General features: G+C 69.8%; 18 protein-coding genes. 13 read left to right on the forward strand and 5 right to left on the reverse strand.

Annotated features, from left to right (window positions below):
- Positions 1-35: 35 nt before the first annotated feature.
- The 3 genes from EJP67_RS07890 to EJP67_RS07900 all read right to left on the reverse strand — a co-directional run bounded on the left by EJP67_RS07890 (position 36) and on the right by EJP67_RS07900 (position 3,800).
- Positions 36-1,640 (reverse strand): alpha/beta hydrolase family protein, encoded by a 1,605-nt coding sequence (locus EJP67_RS07890; protein ID WP_126021157.1) that lies wholly within the window; start codon positions 1,638-1,640, stop codon positions 36-38.
- A 143-nt stretch (positions 1,641-1,783) separates the two neighbouring features.
- Positions 1,784-3,205 carry a D-alanyl-D-alanine carboxypeptidase/D-alanyl-D-alanine endopeptidase gene (gene dacB / locus EJP67_RS07895; protein WP_126021158.1) on the reverse strand — a complete coding sequence of 474 codons (1,422 nt, stop codon included), beginning with the start codon at positions 3,203-3,205 and terminating at the stop codon, positions 1,784-1,786.
- A gap of 7 nt (positions 3,206-3,212) precedes the next feature.
- Entirely contained in the window at positions 3,213-3,800 is a 588-nt protein-coding gene (locus EJP67_RS07900) for an NUDIX hydrolase (protein WP_126021160.1), read from the reverse strand.
- A gap of 78 nt (positions 3,801-3,878) precedes the next feature.
- On the opposite strand from EJP67_RS07900, the gene EJP67_RS07905 reads away from it, so the two are divergent.
- Genes EJP67_RS07905 through pyrF form a run of 5 tightly spaced genes read left to right on the forward strand, consistent with a single transcriptional unit; the run spans position 3,879 to position 7,636 of the window.
- Positions 3,879-4,700: a DeoR/GlpR family DNA-binding transcription regulator gene (locus tag EJP67_RS07905; protein WP_126021162.1), complete on the forward strand. Its 822-nt coding sequence runs from the start codon at positions 3,879-3,881 to the stop codon at positions 4,698-4,700.
- Positions 4,701-4,708: 8 nt separating this feature from the next.
- Positions 4,709-5,425, forward strand: a complete 717-nt coding sequence (tsaB, locus tag EJP67_RS07910; RefSeq protein ID WP_126021163.1) for a tRNA (adenosine(37)-N6)-threonylcarbamoyltransferase complex dimerization subunit type 1 TsaB — start codon at positions 4,709-4,711, stop codon at positions 5,423-5,425.
- Positions 5,426-5,435: 10 nt separating this feature from the next.
- The gene (gene rimI / locus EJP67_RS07915; protein WP_126021165.1) at positions 5,436-5,978 is read left to right on the forward strand and encodes a ribosomal protein S18-alanine N-acetyltransferase; all 543 of its coding nucleotides are present in this window, start codon (positions 5,436-5,438) and stop codon (positions 5,976-5,978) included.
- Positions 5,975-6,778, forward strand: a complete 804-nt coding sequence (locus EJP67_RS07920) for a uracil-DNA glycosylase family protein (RefSeq protein ID WP_126021166.1) — start codon at positions 5,975-5,977, stop codon at positions 6,776-6,778. The genes rimI and EJP67_RS07920 overlap by 4 nt, the downstream gene beginning before the upstream one ends.
- Positions 6,779-6,811: 33 nt before the next feature.
- Entirely contained in the window at positions 6,812-7,636 is an 825-nt protein-coding gene (gene pyrF, locus EJP67_RS07925; RefSeq protein ID WP_126021167.1) for an orotidine-5'-phosphate decarboxylase, read from the forward strand.
- Positions 7,637-7,748: 112 nt separating this feature from the next.
- Here the strand turns inward: pyrF and EJP67_RS07930 are convergent, their stop codons facing one another.
- On the reverse strand, positions 7,749-8,483 hold the full coding sequence (locus tag EJP67_RS07930) for a helix-turn-helix domain-containing protein (protein ID WP_019653935.1): 735 nt from the start codon (positions 8,481-8,483) through the stop codon (positions 7,749-7,751).
- Between the two features lie 145 nt (positions 8,484-8,628).
- Here EJP67_RS07930 and EJP67_RS07935 point away from each other — a divergent pair, with 145 nt between their 5' ends.
- The 7 genes from EJP67_RS07935 to EJP67_RS07965 all read left to right on the forward strand — a co-directional run bounded on the left by EJP67_RS07935 (position 8,629) and on the right by EJP67_RS07965 (position 14,997).
- A complete protein-coding gene (locus EJP67_RS07935) occupies positions 8,629-9,483 on the forward strand; it encodes a hypothetical protein (RefSeq protein WP_126021168.1) in 855 nt (284 codons plus the stop codon).
- A gap of 14 nt (positions 9,484-9,497) precedes the next feature.
- The gene (locus tag EJP67_RS07940) at positions 9,498-11,459 is read left to right on the forward strand and encodes an MFS transporter (protein WP_126021169.1); all 1,962 of its coding nucleotides are present in this window, start codon (positions 9,498-9,500) and stop codon (positions 11,457-11,459) included.
- Between the two features lie 127 nt (positions 11,460-11,586).
- Positions 11,587-12,096 carry a YiaA/YiaB family inner membrane protein gene (locus EJP67_RS07945; protein WP_126021170.1) on the forward strand — a complete coding sequence of 170 codons (510 nt, stop codon included), beginning with the start codon at positions 11,587-11,589 and terminating at the stop codon, positions 12,094-12,096.
- A gap of 29 nt (positions 12,097-12,125) precedes the next feature.
- The gene (locus EJP67_RS07950) at positions 12,126-12,587 is read left to right on the forward strand and encodes a hypothetical protein (RefSeq protein WP_206169465.1); all 462 of its coding nucleotides are present in this window, start codon (positions 12,126-12,128) and stop codon (positions 12,585-12,587) included.
- Positions 12,584-13,384 (forward strand): DUF2145 domain-containing protein, encoded by an 801-nt coding sequence (locus EJP67_RS07955; RefSeq protein ID WP_126021174.1) that lies wholly within the window; start codon positions 12,584-12,586, stop codon positions 13,382-13,384. Before EJP67_RS07950 ends, EJP67_RS07955 begins: the two co-directional genes overlap by 4 nt.
- A 22-nt stretch (positions 13,385-13,406) precedes the next feature.
- Entirely contained in the window at positions 13,407-14,477 is a 1,071-nt protein-coding gene (locus EJP67_RS07960; protein ID WP_126021175.1) for a zinc ribbon domain-containing protein, read from the forward strand.
- A 136-nt stretch (positions 14,478-14,613) separates the two neighbouring features.
- The gene (locus EJP67_RS07965; protein ID WP_019653942.1) at positions 14,614-14,997 is read left to right on the forward strand and encodes a DUF3597 domain-containing protein; all 384 of its coding nucleotides are present in this window, start codon (positions 14,614-14,616) and stop codon (positions 14,995-14,997) included.
- Between the two features lie 82 nt (positions 14,998-15,079).
- Here EJP67_RS07965 and EJP67_RS07970 read toward each other — a convergent pair whose 3' ends face one another.
- The gene (locus EJP67_RS07970) at positions 15,080-15,862 is read right to left on the reverse strand and encodes an SDR family NAD(P)-dependent oxidoreductase (RefSeq protein WP_126021176.1); all 783 of its coding nucleotides are present in this window, start codon (positions 15,860-15,862) and stop codon (positions 15,080-15,082) included.
- Between the two features lie 122 nt (positions 15,863-15,984).
- Between EJP67_RS07970 and EJP67_RS07975 the strand changes: the two genes are divergently transcribed.
- Positions 15,985-16,362 carry a hypothetical protein gene (locus tag EJP67_RS07975; protein ID WP_126021177.1) on the forward strand — a complete coding sequence of 126 codons (378 nt, stop codon included), beginning with the start codon at positions 15,985-15,987 and terminating at the stop codon, positions 16,360-16,362.
- The last annotated feature ends 11 nt before the right edge of the window (positions 16,363-16,373 follow it).

Here is a 16,373-nt window from a genome sequence, read left to right on the forward strand (position 1 = left end):
GCCGGTTCCGCGGTGTTCCTGGAATGGCTCTTCGTTCAGCCTCCGGCTGCGAGCACGCCCTGGAAGAAGCCGCGCGCAGAGGCCAGGCAGAACGGCGGCGCCAGCGTGCCGTGGTACGCCAGCGTGACGGCCTGGGCCTTGTCCGATGCGCTGCCCGAGGTGTTCTGCGCGAGCAGTGCCTTGGCCTGCGCGAAGCCGGCGCGGGCGGTGGAGTAGGCGTCGATGGCCGCCGAGTCCTCCAGGTCCACCACGGACAGAATGCTGGACGGCATGCCCTTGGCGCGGAAGTAGCCCGAGGTGGCGCGGGTGCTCACGAAGTTCACCGTCGGGTCGTTGGCGCCGCCGCACATCAGCATCGGCCGGGTCGGCACCCAGTTGCGCAGGTCGTTGGCGATGGCGGCCTTGCGGAAGCCCGTGGAGGGCTTGCAGTCCAGCGGCGAGGTGGTGCTCAGCGAAGCGGCCGTGGCCGGCAGCGCGTTGCCGGGGCAGGGGTTGCCCTGGATGTCGCCGGCCGCCTGTGTCAGGAAGCTCTGCTTGATGAGGTTGTTGGCGCCGTAGAAGATCGACAGCTCCGGGCTCACCGGCCCCGGCGTGGCGTTCGCCGGGAACAGCGCGAGTTGGGGCAGCTTGCCGCTGCTGAACAAGGTGCCGGGCGAGGTGCTGGGCAGCAGCGTGTCGATGCCGCTGGCGTACTGCGCCTCGTACAGGTCGCTGGTGGAGCCGTAGACGTTGCCGAACTGCTGCTGCCAGCTGGTCGACAGCAGCGGCACGAACAGCGTGGCGCCCAGCGCCGGCCAGCCCAGGTAGGTGTAGTCGGTCAGCAGGCTGATGGCCGAGGGCGCCGACAGCGGCGCCGACGCCGTCACCGCCTTGCCGTTGGCCTGCATCTCGCGGTGCGCCGCCATCGCCACGTAGCCGCCCTGCGAGTAGCCGGTGATGAAGAGCGAGCCGGCATCGTTCGCGCCGATGCCCGAGAAGGTCTTGCGCGCCGCGGTGAGCGCGTCGACCATGTCCTTGCCCTGCTGGTCGCCGTCGAGGTACGGGTGGTAGGGCAGCGTCGACTTGTCGTAGCCCGCGTAGTTGGGCGCCACCACGATGTAGCCCTGCGCCGCGAACATGGCGGCGATCATCAGGCCCTCGCCGGCGGCCGCCTGCGTGCTGTCGGTCCACCTGGCGAGGTTGTAGGCCTTGGCGGCGGTGGTGCCGTGGGCATAGAGCACCACCGGGCGCTGGCCGCTGCAGGCCACGTCGGAGCCGGTGGGCACCATGATGGCGGCGGTGGCGTTGGTGGCCTCGTTCTTCGCACCGACGGTGCGGTATTCGAGGTAGCGCAGGTCCACGCCGCACTTGGGCGTGCCCGCCACCTGCAGCAGGCCCTTGCCCTGGTCGCTGGCCTGCAGGCTGGCGGTGAACTGCGTGGCCGTCAGCGCGGCTGTCTTCTCGGGCGGGTCGGTGACCACCGAGCCCCGGCCATTGTCTGCCGCCGGCGGGGGGACGCCCACGCCGATGCCGATGCCTCCCCCGCCTCCGCCACCCCCGCCGCAGGCGGCGAGCAGCAGCAATGTCGCGGCGCTTGCGACGGCCGTGAAGGCGGCGGTCTTGCGCAGGGGGCGGGAGGGCTGGGGTTGAGGCTGGTTCAAGTGATGTCTCCTGCGCCGGTCGGCGCCTGGCTTGCGTGGAATCGAACGACCGTCCGATTCTGTGCAGCGGCAAGGCCGCGCGCAACCGGGCGTTTGCCCTCAGAAGTTTTCAGTACTCAGCGCTACAGGCCAGCGGGTAGCCTTCAGTTGTCCTGCGAGGCCCAGTCGACCAGCGCGTCGAAGGCCGCGCGCGCGGCGCCGGCGTTCTCGCCGTTGGCGATGGCCACGAGCACGTAGCGCCGGCCGCTCGCGCCGTCCACGTAGCCGGCCACCCCGGAGGAATCGCGCAGCGTGCCGGTCTTCAGGTGCGCCGAGCCGCCGGAGCGCAGCGAGCGCCTCTTCAGCGTGCCGTCCACGCCCATGGCCGGCAGCGAGGACATCAGCTCCGGCATCACCGGCGAGCGCCACGCCACCTGCAGCATCTTCCCGAGTGCGGCGGCGCTGATGCGCTCGTCGCGCGACAGGCCCGAGCCGTTCTCGAACACCGGCTGCGCCTCGCCCGTGCCGATGCGATCGCGCCACCACTGGCCCATGGCCGCGCGCGAGGCCTCGAAGGTGCCGCGGTTCTTCTGCGCCAGCCCGATGGTGAGGAACAGCTGCTGCGCCATCACGTTGTTGCTGTACTTGTTGACGTCGCGGATCACCTCCGCCAGCGGCGGCGACTCGAACTCGAACGCCGGCTTCAGCCCCGCCGGCACGCGCCCCTCGCGCATCTGCCCGCCGACGCGCCCGCCCATCTCGGCCCACATGCCTCCGATGGCGCGCATGGCATAGGTGCGCGGGTCGCCATAGGCCACGGCCCAGCTCTTCTCGCCGCAGCCGCTGGGAAAGCCGCCGTTGAAGCGGATGCGGTTCACGTCGGAGAAGTCGGCGCGCAACGTGCCGCGCCAGTCGCCGCATTCGCCGGGCACCAGCGCCACGGTCTGCGGCATGGCTACGCTGGCCAGCGGAGGCTCGTAGCTCACGCGCGCGATCTGGCCGGCGCGGTCGGGCGCGAAGGTCATGTTGACCGACTTGAAGTTGACGAGCAGCGCGTCGGGCGAGGCGTTGTAGGGGCGCAGCGGCTCGCCGTCGAAGGCGGCGGGGTCGCCCTCCACCGTGGTCTCGAAGGCGCCGCGGTCCAGGACGATGTCGCCGCTCACCGTGGTGATGCCCAGCCCCTGCACGTGGCGCAGCAGCAGCCACACGCGCTCCAGCACCAGCTTCGGATCGCCCTGGCCCTTGATGTAGAGGTTGCCGTTGAGCACGCCGTTGTTCACCGTGCCGTCGACGTAGACCGGCGTGGTCCAGCTGTAGGCGGCGCCGAGCAGGTCGAGCGCGGCGTAGGTGGTCACCAGCTTCATGATCGACGCCGGGTTCATCTGCGCCTGCGTGCGCCACGCCAGGCGCGGCTGGCGCGTGCCGTCGGCCTCGGCGACCAGCATGGTCACCGACTCGCGCGGCACCTTGGCGCGGGCGAGGGCGGCTTCGACCTGGGTGGGGAGGGCTTGCTGGGCGAATGCGCCGGCAGGGGCCAGCGTGGTGAAGATCAGGGCGCAGGCCGCGCGACGAAAGGCGAAGGGCATCCGCCCATTATCCCGGCGGGAAGACGTGCAGCCTGGCGTGATACAGCAGCATCACCGTCTTGGCGTCCGCGATGCGGCCGTCGGCCACCATCGCCAGTGCCTCGTCGATGCCGGTCTCGAGCACCTCGATGTCCTCGCCTTCCTCGGCCAGCCCACCGCCTTCGCCCACGCGCATCGACGACTCATAGGGCGCGACGAAGAAATGCAGCTTCTCGGTGACCGAGCCAGGGCTCATGAAGCACTCGAAGACCTTGCGCACCTCGCCCAGCCGGTAGCCGAGCTCTTCCTCGACCTCGGCGCGGATGCGCTCCTCCGGCGCCGCGTCGTCGAGCAGGCCGGCGGCGGCCTCGATCAGCAGGTCGTCGTGCCCGTTGACGAAGGCCGGGTAGCGGAACTGGCGCGTGAGCAGCACCGTGCGCCGCTGCAGGTTGTAGGGCAGCAGGGTGGCGCCGTTGCCGCGGTCGTAGGTCTCGCGGTGCATGCGCTGCCACTGGCCGTCGTTGCGGCGCCAGTCGAAGGCGGTGGTGCGCAGCGTGTACCAGTTGTCGGAGAGCAGGGTGACTTCGTGCACCCGGACGCGGTCGTGGATGGTCATGCGCCGAGCATATGTGCATGTTCGTGCAATAACAAGAAAAATCGTGCAGAAAGCGGCGCGAGCCGATACCATCGCCCGATGCTCACCAGCCAGCGCAAGCAACACATCCTCTCGGTCCTGCGGCGCGACGGCAATGTCGTCGCCAAGTCGCTCAGCGAAGAGCTGGGCCTGTCGGAAGACACCATCCGCCGCGACCTGCGCGAGCTGGCGGGCGAGGGCCTGCTGCTGCGCGTGCACGGCGGCGCGCTGCCGCTGGCGGCGGCCGAGGCCGACTTCGCCGGCCGCCAGCAGCTCGCGCCCGACGAAAAGGTGGCCATCGGCCGCGCCGCCGCGCGCCTGGTGAAGCCGGGGCAGGTGGTGTTCATCGACGGCGGCACCACCGCCGTGCAGCTCGCGCGCCACCTGCCGGCGAACCTGCGGGCCACCGTGGTCACGCACAGCCCGTCGGTGGCGGTGGAGCTGGCCTCGCACGCGGGCATCGAGGTGGTGCTGGTCGGCGGACGGCTCTTCCGGCATTCGATGGTGGCGGTGGGCTCGGCGGCGATGGCGGCCATCTCGCGCATCCACGCCGACACCTACTTCATGGGCGTCACCGGCGTGCACGCCGAGGCCGGGCTGACCACGGGCGACCTGGAGGAAGCCGAGATCAAGCGCGCGCTGATGGGCTCGGCGGCCGAGACGGTGGTGATGGCGTCCTCGGAAAAGATCGGCGCTGCCTCGGCCTGGGTGGTCAACCCGGTGGCGTCGGCCGGCACGCTGCTGGTTTCGCCGCAGGCGCCGGCAGCGGCGCTGGTGCCGCTGCGCCGGGCGGGGCTGGCGATCCTGCGCAGCGACGATGCCGACGGCGGGAAAGCTGCCGATACCGCAGGCCGGGCTTCGGAATTGCCCGGCGCTCGATAATCGCAGGGATGTCTCCCGTCTCGCCCAAGCTGCTCGCCTTCGACACCAGCACCGAACACCTGTCCGTGGCCGTGCTGCATGGCGACAGGCTGCTGGCGCACGAGGGCGCCGGCGGCGCGCAGGCCTCCAGCACCCTTCTTCCGCTGATCCGTCAACTGCTGGGCGAAGCCGGGCTCGCGCTGGCCAAGCTCGACGCCATCGCCTTCGGCCGCGGCCCGGGCTCCTTCACCGGGCTGCGCACCGCCTGCTCGGTGGCGCAGGGCCTGGCCTACGGCGCCAAGGTGCCGCTGCTGCCGGTCGATACGCTGCTCGCGGTGGCCGAGGAAGCGCGCCATGCCTTCGGCGCGCAGCAGGTGGTGGCGGCGCTGGACGCGCGCATGGAGCAGGTCTACGCCGCGCGCTACGACTTCGCGGCGCACGGTCCGCTGGGCCAGCCCGAGGGCGGCGAAGAGCCGCTGCTGCTGGCGCCCGAGGAGCTCGAAGTGCCTGCCGGCTGGGCACTCGCCGGCAATGCCTTCGCCGCCTACGGTTCGCGACTGGCCCCGGCCGCCGCCCGCCACGAGGCGCTGCCGATGGCCGCGGCCATGCTGCGGCTGGCGCCCGCGCTGCTCGCCGCCGGGCGCACCGTGCCGGCCGCGCAGGCCTGGCCGCTCTATGTTCGCGATAAAGTGGCGCAAACCACAGAAGAGCGCGCCGCCATCAAGGCTGCCGCAGCACAACGCTAGCCACCCTCGCATGAGCGCAGTCCTCCAGCCCGTCGAAGCCCGCCTCGAACCGCTCACCGTCGAGCGGATCGATGCCGTCTGCGCGGTCGAGCAGACGGCCTACAGCCACCCCTGGACGCGCGCCAACTTCACCGATTCCATGGCCGTGGGCTACCACTGCCAGTGCCTGCTGGCCCCCGGCACGGCGCCGGGCGTGGATTCGCCGGTCACGCAGCTGGGCGAGACGCTGATCGGCTACTTCGTCGCCATGAAGGGCGTCGACGAGGTGCACCTGCTGAACATCACCGTGGCGCCGGCCTTCCAGCGCCAGGGCTGGGCGCCGCTCATGCTCGAGGCGCTGGGCGGCTGGTCGCGCGCCGAGGGCGCCCAGTGGCTCTGGCTCGAAGTGCGCCAGAGCAACCAGCGCGCGCTCGACATCTACCTGCGCCAGGGCTTCCGCAGCGTCGGCGTGCGCAAGGGCTACTACCCGGCGCACGGCGGCAAGCGCGAGGACGCTGTCGTCATGAGCCTGCGGCTGAACGAAAGCCCGACGGCCTGGGGAGGCCTGCGATGAGCGCCGCCGTGCAGACGCTGAGGCTGGACGCCCGCCAGCGCGCCATGCTCGACGAGATGGGGGTGAAGGTCTGGTGGCCCGTTCCCGAGGCGGTCGAGGTGGCGGCAGCGCCGCAAGCTCCAGCGCCGGTCGAGGAGGACATGCCCGCCGTCGACGAGCGCCAGGAGGCCGAAATGCCGGTGGCCGCCCCGCCACCGCCCGTTGCCCGGCCTGTCGCCCCTCCGGTGCAGGCCCCTGCGCCAGCTCCCCGTGCCGCCGCGCCAGTCGCGCAGGGCGCGGCCGTGCTGGTCGAAGCTCCCTGCCGCCTCTATGCCGATGCCGGCGCCGCCGATGCCGTGCAGGGCGGCTGGCTGGTCGTCGCCGACATGCCGCCCGAAGCCGACGGCCGCCACGGCGATGCCTTCGCGGGCGATGCCGGCCGCCTGCTCGACAACATGCTGCGCGCCCTGAAGCTGCACGACGGCAGCACGCCCGTGCACCTCATGCGCACCCACCGCGGCGTGGCCTCCGGCCAGCCCGGCAGCCCGCGCGCCATGGACGAAGCCTTCGGCGAGCATGCGGCGGCGATCGCCCCGCGCGTCGTGCTGGCCATGGGGCCGCTGGCCGCGCAGAGCCTGATGCGCAGCGGCGACCCGCTCGGCAAGCTGCGCGGACGCGTCGTGCCGCTGGATTCCATCGAAGGGGCCTGCGTGGTCGCCACCTACCACCCGGCCTACCTGCTGCGCAATCCGGCGGACAAGGCCCGCGCCTGGGCCGACCTCTGCCTGGCCGCCGAGCAGCACTCGCCCGGCCCGAACTGAGCCCTGGCGACGGGCCAATTAAAATCACGGCCCATGACTTTCCTCGACAAGCTGGCCGCCGCACAGCAAAAAAACGGTTCTTTGCTTTGCGTGGGGCTCGATCCCGAGCCCGCCAGGTTCCCGGGACAGTTCAAGGGTGACGCCAGCCGCATCTACGACTTCTGCGCCCGCATCGTCGACGCCACGGCCGACCTGGTCATCGCCTTCAAGCCGCAGATCGCCTACTTCGCCGCGCATCGCGCCGAAGCCCAGCTCGAAAAGCTGATGGAGCACATGCGCAGGAACACGCCCGACGTGCCCGTGATCCTCGACGCCAAGCGCGGCGACATCGGCTCCACCGCCGAGCAGTACGCTCTGGAAGCCTTCGAGCGCTACGGCGCCGATGCGGTGACGCTGTCGCCCTTCATGGGATTCGACTCGGTCGCTCCGTACCTCAAGCACGAAGGCAAGGGCGCTTTCCTGCTGTGCCGCACCAGCAACCCCGGCGGCTCCGACCTGCAGGGCCAGCGGCTGGCGGACGTCGAAGGGCAGCCCTTCCTCTACGAACACGTGGCCAGGCTGGCGCAGGGGCCGTGGAACCTCAACGGCCAGCTCGGCCTGGTGGTGGGCGCGACCTACCCGGCAGAAATCGAGCGCGTGCGCGAACTCGCGCCGACGGTGCCGCTGCTGATCCCCGGCGTCGGCGCCCAGGGCGGCGATGCCGTCGCCACGGTGCGAGCCGGCTGGCGCCCCGATGCGCCGATCGTCGTGAACTCGTCGCGAGCGATCATCTACGCCTCGTCGGGCGACGATTTCGCCGAGGCGGCGAAAGCCGCCGCGCGCACCATGCGCGACACCCTCGAATCCGCAAAGCCCTGAACGACTCCTTCCAGGGACACCGCGGAACCGGCTTCGCCGGGCCGCAGGAGTCGCCCCCGGAAGGGGGTTGGCGTAGCGACACGAAGTGCGCGAAGCCTGGGGGAGAGTCAGTTCATGCTCGACGGAGCCTTGTAAAGGCTTCGAACTCCCAGTTCCGCATCCCCAGCAGCAGCGTGTAGCCCTCGCGGTCCTTGGCGGCCAGTTTCTGGTCGGTCTGGTGCTGCTGGGCGAAGTCCTGCGCCACGCGCTGCAGGCGTTCCAGGAAGGCGGGCGCCAGCGAGCGGCTGATCTGGCCGTGCACCAGCAGCAGGCCCTCGGCGGGGCCGTCGAAACCGCCCTTGTAGTAGTCGAGCACCACGTTCTCGCGGAAGAACTCCATCACCGGGCCGTGCGGGCGCCAGCGGAAAGTCTTGGCGAGCTTCAGGCGATACCGGTTGAGCGGGCGCAGCTCGATGATGCCGATGCGGTCGAGCTGCGCCAGGAAGCCGATGCACTCGGCCTCGCTCACGCGGTAGGCCGCCACGATCTGCTCCAGCGTCCACTGGCTCAGCACGCTGATGGCCACCAGCAGCAGCTTCTTGTCCTTGACCACGGCCTTCTCCTGCTCGTGCGTCAGCTCCTTCAGGAGCGGCTGGGCGTCGGCCACCCGGCGCGCCAGCTCGGCGAAATCGATCTTCAGCGCCCGGCAGATGGCGTCCACGCGGGACAGCGGCATGTCGCTCTTGGCCAGCATCCGCTTGACGCTGGATTCGGCCATGTCGAGCGACCGCGCCAGGTCGGCGTAGGTCATGCGGGCGTTCTTGAGTTCGTTCTTCAGGGCCTGGACGAGATCGACGGTGGTACTCATGGGGCGGAAGCGTACACGGGCGCCAGGGAGTATCAATTGGAGATACCACCGGGTGTGAATTAGTACCTCGTATCGATTCTCGATGCCTCTGGAGGGGTGCGGACCCTAAATTCCGCGCCAGTTCAGACCACCACCGAGGACCGCCATGCTTCTGCCCTCCCTCAGCCGCCGCGAACGCGGGCTGCTTTTCACCTTCGCGCTGCTCGCGCTGATCGGCTTCTTCGGCCCCGAGCTGCCGGCCGCCGATGTCGCCATCGCCTCGGTGTTCGCCGACACCCGCGCCTGGCACGGGCTGCCCAACGCCATGGACGTGCTGAGCAACATCCCCTTCGTGGTGATCGGCCTGTGGGGCCTGTACCGGCTCAACCGCATCGACCGCTCGCACCAGGAGGCGCTGTCGCAGTTCCCGCTGGCCCCGCCGGCCAGCGACCCGCCGGACAACACGCTCGACTGCGCGTGGCTCTTCTTTGCCGGCCTGATTGCCACCGCCGCCGGCTCGGCCTTCTACCACCTCATGCCCGACGGCCCCCGGCTCGCCGCCGACCGCGCCGGCATGGCGGTGGCCTTCGCCGGGCTGATCGGCGTGGCGGTGTGCGAGCGGGTGAGCCAGCGCGCCGGCTGGCCCGCCGCCTGGTTCGTGCTGACGGCCGGGTTGCTGTCGGCCGAGGTGTTCCAGGAGACAGGCAACGTCATGCCCTGGGCGCTGGTGCAGTTCGGCGGCATGGCGCTGGTGCTGACGCTGGCGCTGGCTTCGCCGATGCGCAAGTCGGTGGGGCTGAAGCTGGGCTGGGTGATCTTCTTCTACGTGCTGGCCAAGGGCTTCGAGATGGCCGACCACCAGATCTACGAATTCACGCAGCAGACGGTGTCGGGCCACACGCTCAAGCACCTGACGGCCTCGCTCGCCGGGCTGCCCGTGGTGTTCGCGCTGCGCAAGCTGGAGATGCGCTGGGAAGCCGCGCTGCGGCACAATCCGGGCGCCGCCGCCGTGGCCGCATGAGGAGCACTCTTCGAATGACAAATCCCTCCGCCGCAGCAACAGCCACGCCAGTGGTTCACGAGGAGAACGCCCACGCCAACCAGTTCGCGCTCCTCGGGCAGCGGCGCTTCGCGCCCTTCTTCTGGACCCAGTTCGCGGGCGCCGCGAACGACAACCTCTTCAAGTTCGCCTTCACCGTCATGGTGACCTACCAGCTCCAGCTGAGCTGGATGCCGCCTTCCATGGCGGGCCTGGTGATCGGCGCGCTCTTCATCCTTCCCTTCCTGCTGTTCTCGGCCACCTCCGGCCAGCTCACCGACAAGTTCGACAAGACGAAGATGATCCGCCTCGTCAAGGACCTCGAGATCGTGATCATGCTGATCGCCGCCTGGGGCTTCGTCACGGCCAACGCGGTGGTGCTGCTGGGCTGCGTGTTCCTCATGGGGCTGCACTCCACGCTGTTCGGGCCGGTGAAGTTCGCCTACCTGCCGCAGGTGCTCGACGCGCGCGAGCTCACCGGTGGCAACGGCATGGTCGAGATGGGCACCTTCGTCGCCATCCTGCTCGGCCAGGTGGCGGGCGGGTTGCTGGTGGCCCTGCCGAACGTCGGCCACACGAGCGTGGCCGTGGGCTGCGTGCTGCTGGCGCTGGTGGGCCGGGGCGTGGCGCAGGCCATTCCACGGGCGCCGGCCACCGACCCGGGGCTGATCATCAACTGGAACCCGATCAGCGAGACCTGGCGCAACCTCAAGCTCGCGAACCAGAACGTGGTGGTGTTCCGCTCGCTGCTGGGCATCTCCTGGATGTGGTTCTTCGGCGCGGTGTTCCTGAGCCAGTTTCCCAGCTTCGCCAAGGAAGTGCTGCACGGCGACGAGCAGGTGGCCTCGCTGCTGCTGGTGGTGTTCTCGGTGGGCATCGGCGTCGGCTCGCTGCTGTGCGAGACGCTCAGCCGCCGGCAGGTGGAGATCGGCCTGGTGCCGCTGGGCGCCATCGGCATGAGCGTGTTCGCGATCGACCTGTACTTCGCCTCGCGCGGCCTCGCGCCCGCCACGCACGACATGGGCATCGGCGCCTTCTTGCACCAGCCCGCGCACTGGCGCGTGATGGCCGACCTCGCGCTGCTGTCGCTGTTCGCGGGGCTCTACAGCGTGCCGATGTACGCGCTGATCCAGCTGCGCAGCCAGCCGACGCACCGCGCGCGCATCATCGCGGCGAACAACATCCTCAACGCGCTCTTCATGATCGGCAGCTCGGTCATCGCGGGTGCGCTGCTGGGCGCGGGCTTCACCATTCCGCAGATCTTCCTGTTCACCGGCATCGCCAACGCGGTGGTGGCGTTCTACATCTTCATGCTGGTGCCGGAGTACCTGCTGCGCTTCGTGGCCTGGGTGCTGTCGCGCTTCGTCTACCGCTTCGACATCAAGGGCGAGACGCACATTCCCACCGAGGGCGCGGCCGTGCTGGTGTGCAACCACGTGAGCTTCATCGACGCGGTGCTGCTGATGGCGGCGAGCCCGCGGCCGATCCGATTCATCATGGACCACCGCATCTTCAGGGTGCCGGTGCTGGGCTGGCTGTTCAAGCTGGCCAAGGCGATTCCGATCGCGCCGCAGAAGGACGACCCGGCGGCCTACGAGGCAGCCTTCGCGAAGGCGCAGGAGGTGCTGCGCGAGGGCGACCTGCTCGCCATCTTCCCCGAGGGTGCGATCACGCGCGACGGCGAACTGCAGCCCTTCAAGGGCGGCGTGATGAAGATCCTCGAGGGCGCGCGCGCCCAGGGCATCGAGCCGCCGGTGATTCCGATGGCGCTCACCAACCTGTGGGGCTCGTACTTCAGCCGCATCGAGCTGCGCGGCGGCGAGCGCGTGGCCATGGCCAAGCCCTTCCGCCGCGGCTTCTTCAGCCGCGTGGGCCTGAACGTCGGCGCCCCCGTGCCGCCGGCCGAGGTGCAGCCCGACGCGCTGCGCCAGCGCGTGAGCGCCCTGCTGGCCAGCTGAAACACCCCAAAAAGTATCGATTGCGGATACCGGCGGCGCCGGAAGCCGCGACCGGTGCAAGCATTCGAGCCTCGCGGTGCGGAAGCGAACCATCATTCGCTCACCTTCACTACGCCGCGAGGCACACATGCAACCCCTCTCATCGACCACGACTGTCTTCATCCAGCGCGACACGCGGGCCTGGCAGTTCCAGGCCTGGGCTTCGTTCGCGATCGCCGTCTTCCTGTGCGCCACCGGCCTGAGCTGGCTGCCGGGCGAGGCGCTGGACCGGGCGTTCATGGTGATGGGCTACGTGTTCTGCCTGAGCACCGCCTTCATGCTGTCGAAGTTCGTGCGCGACAGCCAGCAGGCTGCCGAGCGCGGCTCCGAAGCGGCACGCGACGTGCCGATGTGGAAGCTGGTCGTCTGGGGCAGCTTCTTCACCGCGATGGGCCTGACCGGCTGGGGCCTCGTGCGCATGGAGATCAACGAGGCCTACAAGGCCTTCCTGGGCGTGAGCTGGCTCTTCCTCATCAGCTCGGCCTTCACGCTGGCCAAGACGCTGCGCGACCGCCATGAGGCCGACATCGCCGAAGCCCGCATGCAGGGCCGCCGCATGGCGCGCGCCGAAGCTGCTGCTGCAGCCGCCACCGAATGACCCACGCACCCCAAGAACGGAGACTCATCATGATCAGGAAGTCGATTGCCGCCGCCCTTGTCGCCGCCAGCACTGTCTTCGCCGGTGTCGCGGTTCCCATGCAGGCCCAGGCCCAGAGCGACGCCTCGCTCGCCCTTTCGCTGATGCCGGTGGCGTCGGTGGTGGCCGGCGCCTCCGCCGTCGGGGCCTCGGCCACCACGGCGGTCGCGCTGCCTGCCGCGCTGTCGGTGGGCGGCTCGGTGCTCACCGTGGTCGCGGTCGAGGCCTCGGTGGACGGCACGGTGTACGTGCTCGAACGCGCCTCCGACGGCGCGCGCACCAGCATCAAGGTCGCGGGCCGCGTCGCCGAAAGCTCGGCGAACGCGGTGGGCGCCAGCGTCCTCGTCACCGTGATCGGCTCGGGCATGGTGCTGTCGGCGGCCGGCGAGGTGCTGGCCTTCGTGCCCAACGCCATCGGCCGCGCGCTACTCCACAACGAGAGGTTGTCGTGAACCGCGCGCTGGCGCCGCTGCTCGCGCTGGCGGTCGCGGCGGCCTTGTTGCCCATGCAGGCGCAGGCCGGTCGCTCCTGCGAGCAGGTCAAGCCCACGCCCGACGTGATCGTCAAGGGGATGCGGATGGCCGAGCGCACCTCGCAGGCGCTCGACGCCAGCGGCGCGCGCGTCGTGCTCCTGGCGCGCGCCGGGCAGGACCTGAGCAAGTACGGCCTGCGCTATTCGCATCTCGGCTTCGCCTACAAGACCGAGGCCGGGCCGTGGCGCGTGGTGCACAAGCTCAACCAGTGCGGCACCGCCATTGCCGAGGTCTACCGGCAGGGGCTCGGCGAGTTCTTCCTCGACGACCCGTGGCGCTACGAGGCCGCCTGGGTGGTGCCCACGCCCGAGGTGCAGGCGCGCCTGCTGGCCGCGCTGAACGAATCGCCCGCGCGCATCGTGCGGCTGCACACCGAGCCCTACAGCATCGTGAGCTACGCGTGGGGCCGCAAGTACCAGCAGTCGAACCAGTGGGCCATGGAGACGCTGGCCGCTGCCATGGAGCCCGCCACCGTCGCCAACCGCGCGCAGGCGCAGGCATGGATGCAGTCCAAGGGCTACGAGCCCACCACGCTGAAGCTGGGCCCGCTCACGCGGCTGGGCGGGCGCGTGGGTTCGGCCAACGTGGCCTTCGACGATCATCCGAACGACAAGCGTTTTTCAGACCGCATCGAGACGGTGACGGTCGACTCGGTTTTCGCCTGGATGCCGCGCGCCGGCCTGGGCGCGGCGCCGGTGACGCTGAAGCTGCAATGAGAAAGAACGAGGAGAAAACAACATGAGCAAGTCTTTGAGACTTTCAGAAAAATGGTTCCGCCGCGGCCTCTGGCTGGTGGCGCTGGTGTTCGCGAGCTTCCTCATCGGACTCGGCAGCACGGTGGTGAGCGACCTGCCGCAGGTCGAGCGGGTGCGCGGCATCGACGACTTCATCGACAAGCCCAGGGCCGAGCCGCTGCGCGCCACCATCAAGGCCTCGGAGGCCGCCGAGTTGCAGGCCGCGCGCGACCTCGACCAGATCCGCCTGCAGCTCAATGTCGCGCAGCAGGCCAGCACCAACGCGCGCGAGACCTTCTCCAACTGGCTCGCCACGCGGCGCGCCACCGCGCAGCCCGACCAGGACACCGAGCTCATTGCGCGCACCAAGGCGCTCGACGCCTTCAAGCAGAAGGAAGAGGAGCTGCAGCGCAAGGTCAACGCGCAGCAGCAGATTGCGCTCGACGCACGCCAGGCCGAGCAGCGCGCACGCACGGCGCTGTCGGTGCTCGAGTACGAGGCGCAGCGCAAGCTCGACGCCGAATACCGCCGCATCGAACTGCGCGTGTTCGCCTACCGGCTGGCGCTCACGCTGCCGCTGCTGGTGGTGGCCGGCTGGCTCTTCGCGAAGAAGCGCAAGAGCACCTACTGGCCCTTCGTGTGGGGCTTCATCTTCTTCGCGCTGTTCGCCTTCTTCGTCGAGCTGGTGCCCTACCTGCCGAGCTACGGCGGCTATGTTCGATACGTGGTGGGCATCGTGCTGACGGTGCTGGTGGGGCGCTACGCCATCGTCGCGCTCAACCGCTACCTCGCGCGGCAGAAGCTGGCCGAGCAGCAGCCCGACCAGGTGCGCCGCGAGGAATTGAGCTACGACACCGCGCTCGCGCGCCTGGCCAAGAGCGTGTGCCCCGGCTGCGAGCGGCCGGTGGACCTGAAGAACAACGAGATCGACTTCTGCCCGCACTGCGGCATCGGCCTGTTCGACCACTGCGGCAACTGCGAAACCCGCAAGAGCGCGTTCTCGAAGTTCTGCCACGCGTGCGGCACCTCGGCCGCGAATCGCGTGTTGCCGGCCCTCGGGACGGCCGAGGCGTAGTCTGCGAATTCGGTCACGGCCCACGGAAGCTTCGACACGTCATGTAGCGGACATGCCGCGAGGCCGTGCTACAACCCCCGGCTGCGACACAAGTGTTGCCGCAGACTTCCAGCCACCCCTTCGACGGAGCAAAAGCATGAGCATTTTTGGCAGCATCCTTTCCAAGATCTTCCCGGGCGCCAAAGCCGCCGAGGCCCCCGCGCCTGCCCCCGCGGCGCCAGCCGATGCACCAGCGCCCGCCGTGGCAGCGCCGCCGCCCGCCATTCCGCTGGGCGACGTGGCCGCCGTGCTCGACGCGATGCCGGGCTCGAAGAACCTGAACTGGCGCACCTCCATCGTCGACCTGATGAAGCTTCTGGGCCTGGACAGCAGCCTCGAAGCGCGCAAGCAGCTGGCCGCCGAGCTGAGCTACGGCGAAGACACCAGCGACAGCGCCAAGATGAACATCTGGCTGCACCGCCAGGTCATGACCAAGCTGGCCGCCAACGGCGGTACGGTGCCCGCAGAACTGCGGGATTGAGCGCAACACCGGCGGCCCGGCAAAGCCGGTTCCGCGGTGTTCTCGAAAGGAAAAAGCCTCGCGCGATGCGCGAGGCTTTTTTTCAGGTCCAGCCGGCGTCGACGACGTAGTCCTGCGCGGTGCACATGCGCGAATCGTCGGCGGCCAGGAAGAGCGCCATCGCAGCGATGTCCTCCGCCATCACGCGCCCCGGCAGGCATTGCGCCGCATCGATTTCCGCGCCCGACTCGGGCTTGACCCACAGCTTGATCTGCCGCTCGGTCATCACCCAGCCCGGCACGATCGAGTTCACGCGGATGTTCTGCTTGCCCAGGTCGCGCGCCAGCGAGCGCGTCAGGCCGCGCGCCGCCGCCTTGCAGGCCTGGTACACGGGGTAGCCCTTGCCCTTGATCATCCAGCTGATCGAGCCGAAGTTGACGATCGAGCCGCCGCCCAGCGCGCGCATGTCGTCGGCCACCGCCTGCGCGGCGAAGAACTGGTGCTTGAAGTTGACGGCCACGAGGCGGTCGAAGTCCTCGTCGGTCACGTCGGCCATCTCGTGGCGGCGGTCGTTGGCCGCGTTGTTCAGCAGTACCGACACCGGCCCGAAGCGCTGGCGCACCGCGCCGATGGTGGCCGCGAGGGCGGCCGTGTCGGTCACGTCGCAGGGCAGGAAGAGGGCCGGGTGCTCGCCCTGCAATTGCGCCGCGAGCGCACTGCCGGCAGCGCTGTCGAGATCGCAGAACCCCACCTTCGCGCCCTGCGCATGGAAGGCCCGCACCAGCGCCTCGCCGATGCCGCTGGCGCCGCCGGAGATGAACACGGTGCGTCCGGCCAGCGAGGGATAGCGGGCGGTGTAGGGCGAAAGTTGTGATGCGTCGGTCATTGGCGTGTGGCAGCGGAGTCGGAGACGGACGGCAAGCGTAGCGGATAGCGGCCGGCCGGTGTATCCGGTGTATGGCTTCCGGCGAATGGGCGGCGCGCACGTGCGTGGCTACGCTTGCTCCCATGAAGACGAAGACACTTCCCCGCCGCCGCACCCTCGTCGCGTTCGCGATGCTCGTTCCCGCCGCGCTGGCGGTGCGCTCCGTGCGGGCGCAGGCCGCAGCATCCGGCGTGCAGCTCTTCAAGGTGGTCTCTGCGCGCGACGAGGTGATCGTCGGCGCCGACGCCGCGATGCTCGGGGCAGGCGCCGGCCCCGCGGTCGAGCGGCTGGCGACCCAGCTCGCCGCCAAGGGCCAGCTCACCCTGTGGCAGTACGCCTCTCACAAGGATGCGAGCGGCGCGCTGGTGCAGGCGCCGCTCAGGCAGATCGTGGTGTTCAGGAACGATGCGCTGCGCATCGAGCCCTACGCCACGCCGCTGCCGATCCAGCCGCTGAAGTAGCGGCCGGGGTT

It is taken from the genome of Variovorax guangxiensis (assembly GCF_003952165.1).
In the GTDB taxonomy this organism is placed as follows: domain Bacteria; phylum Pseudomonadota; class Gammaproteobacteria; order Burkholderiales; family Burkholderiaceae_C; genus Variovorax; species Variovorax guangxiensis.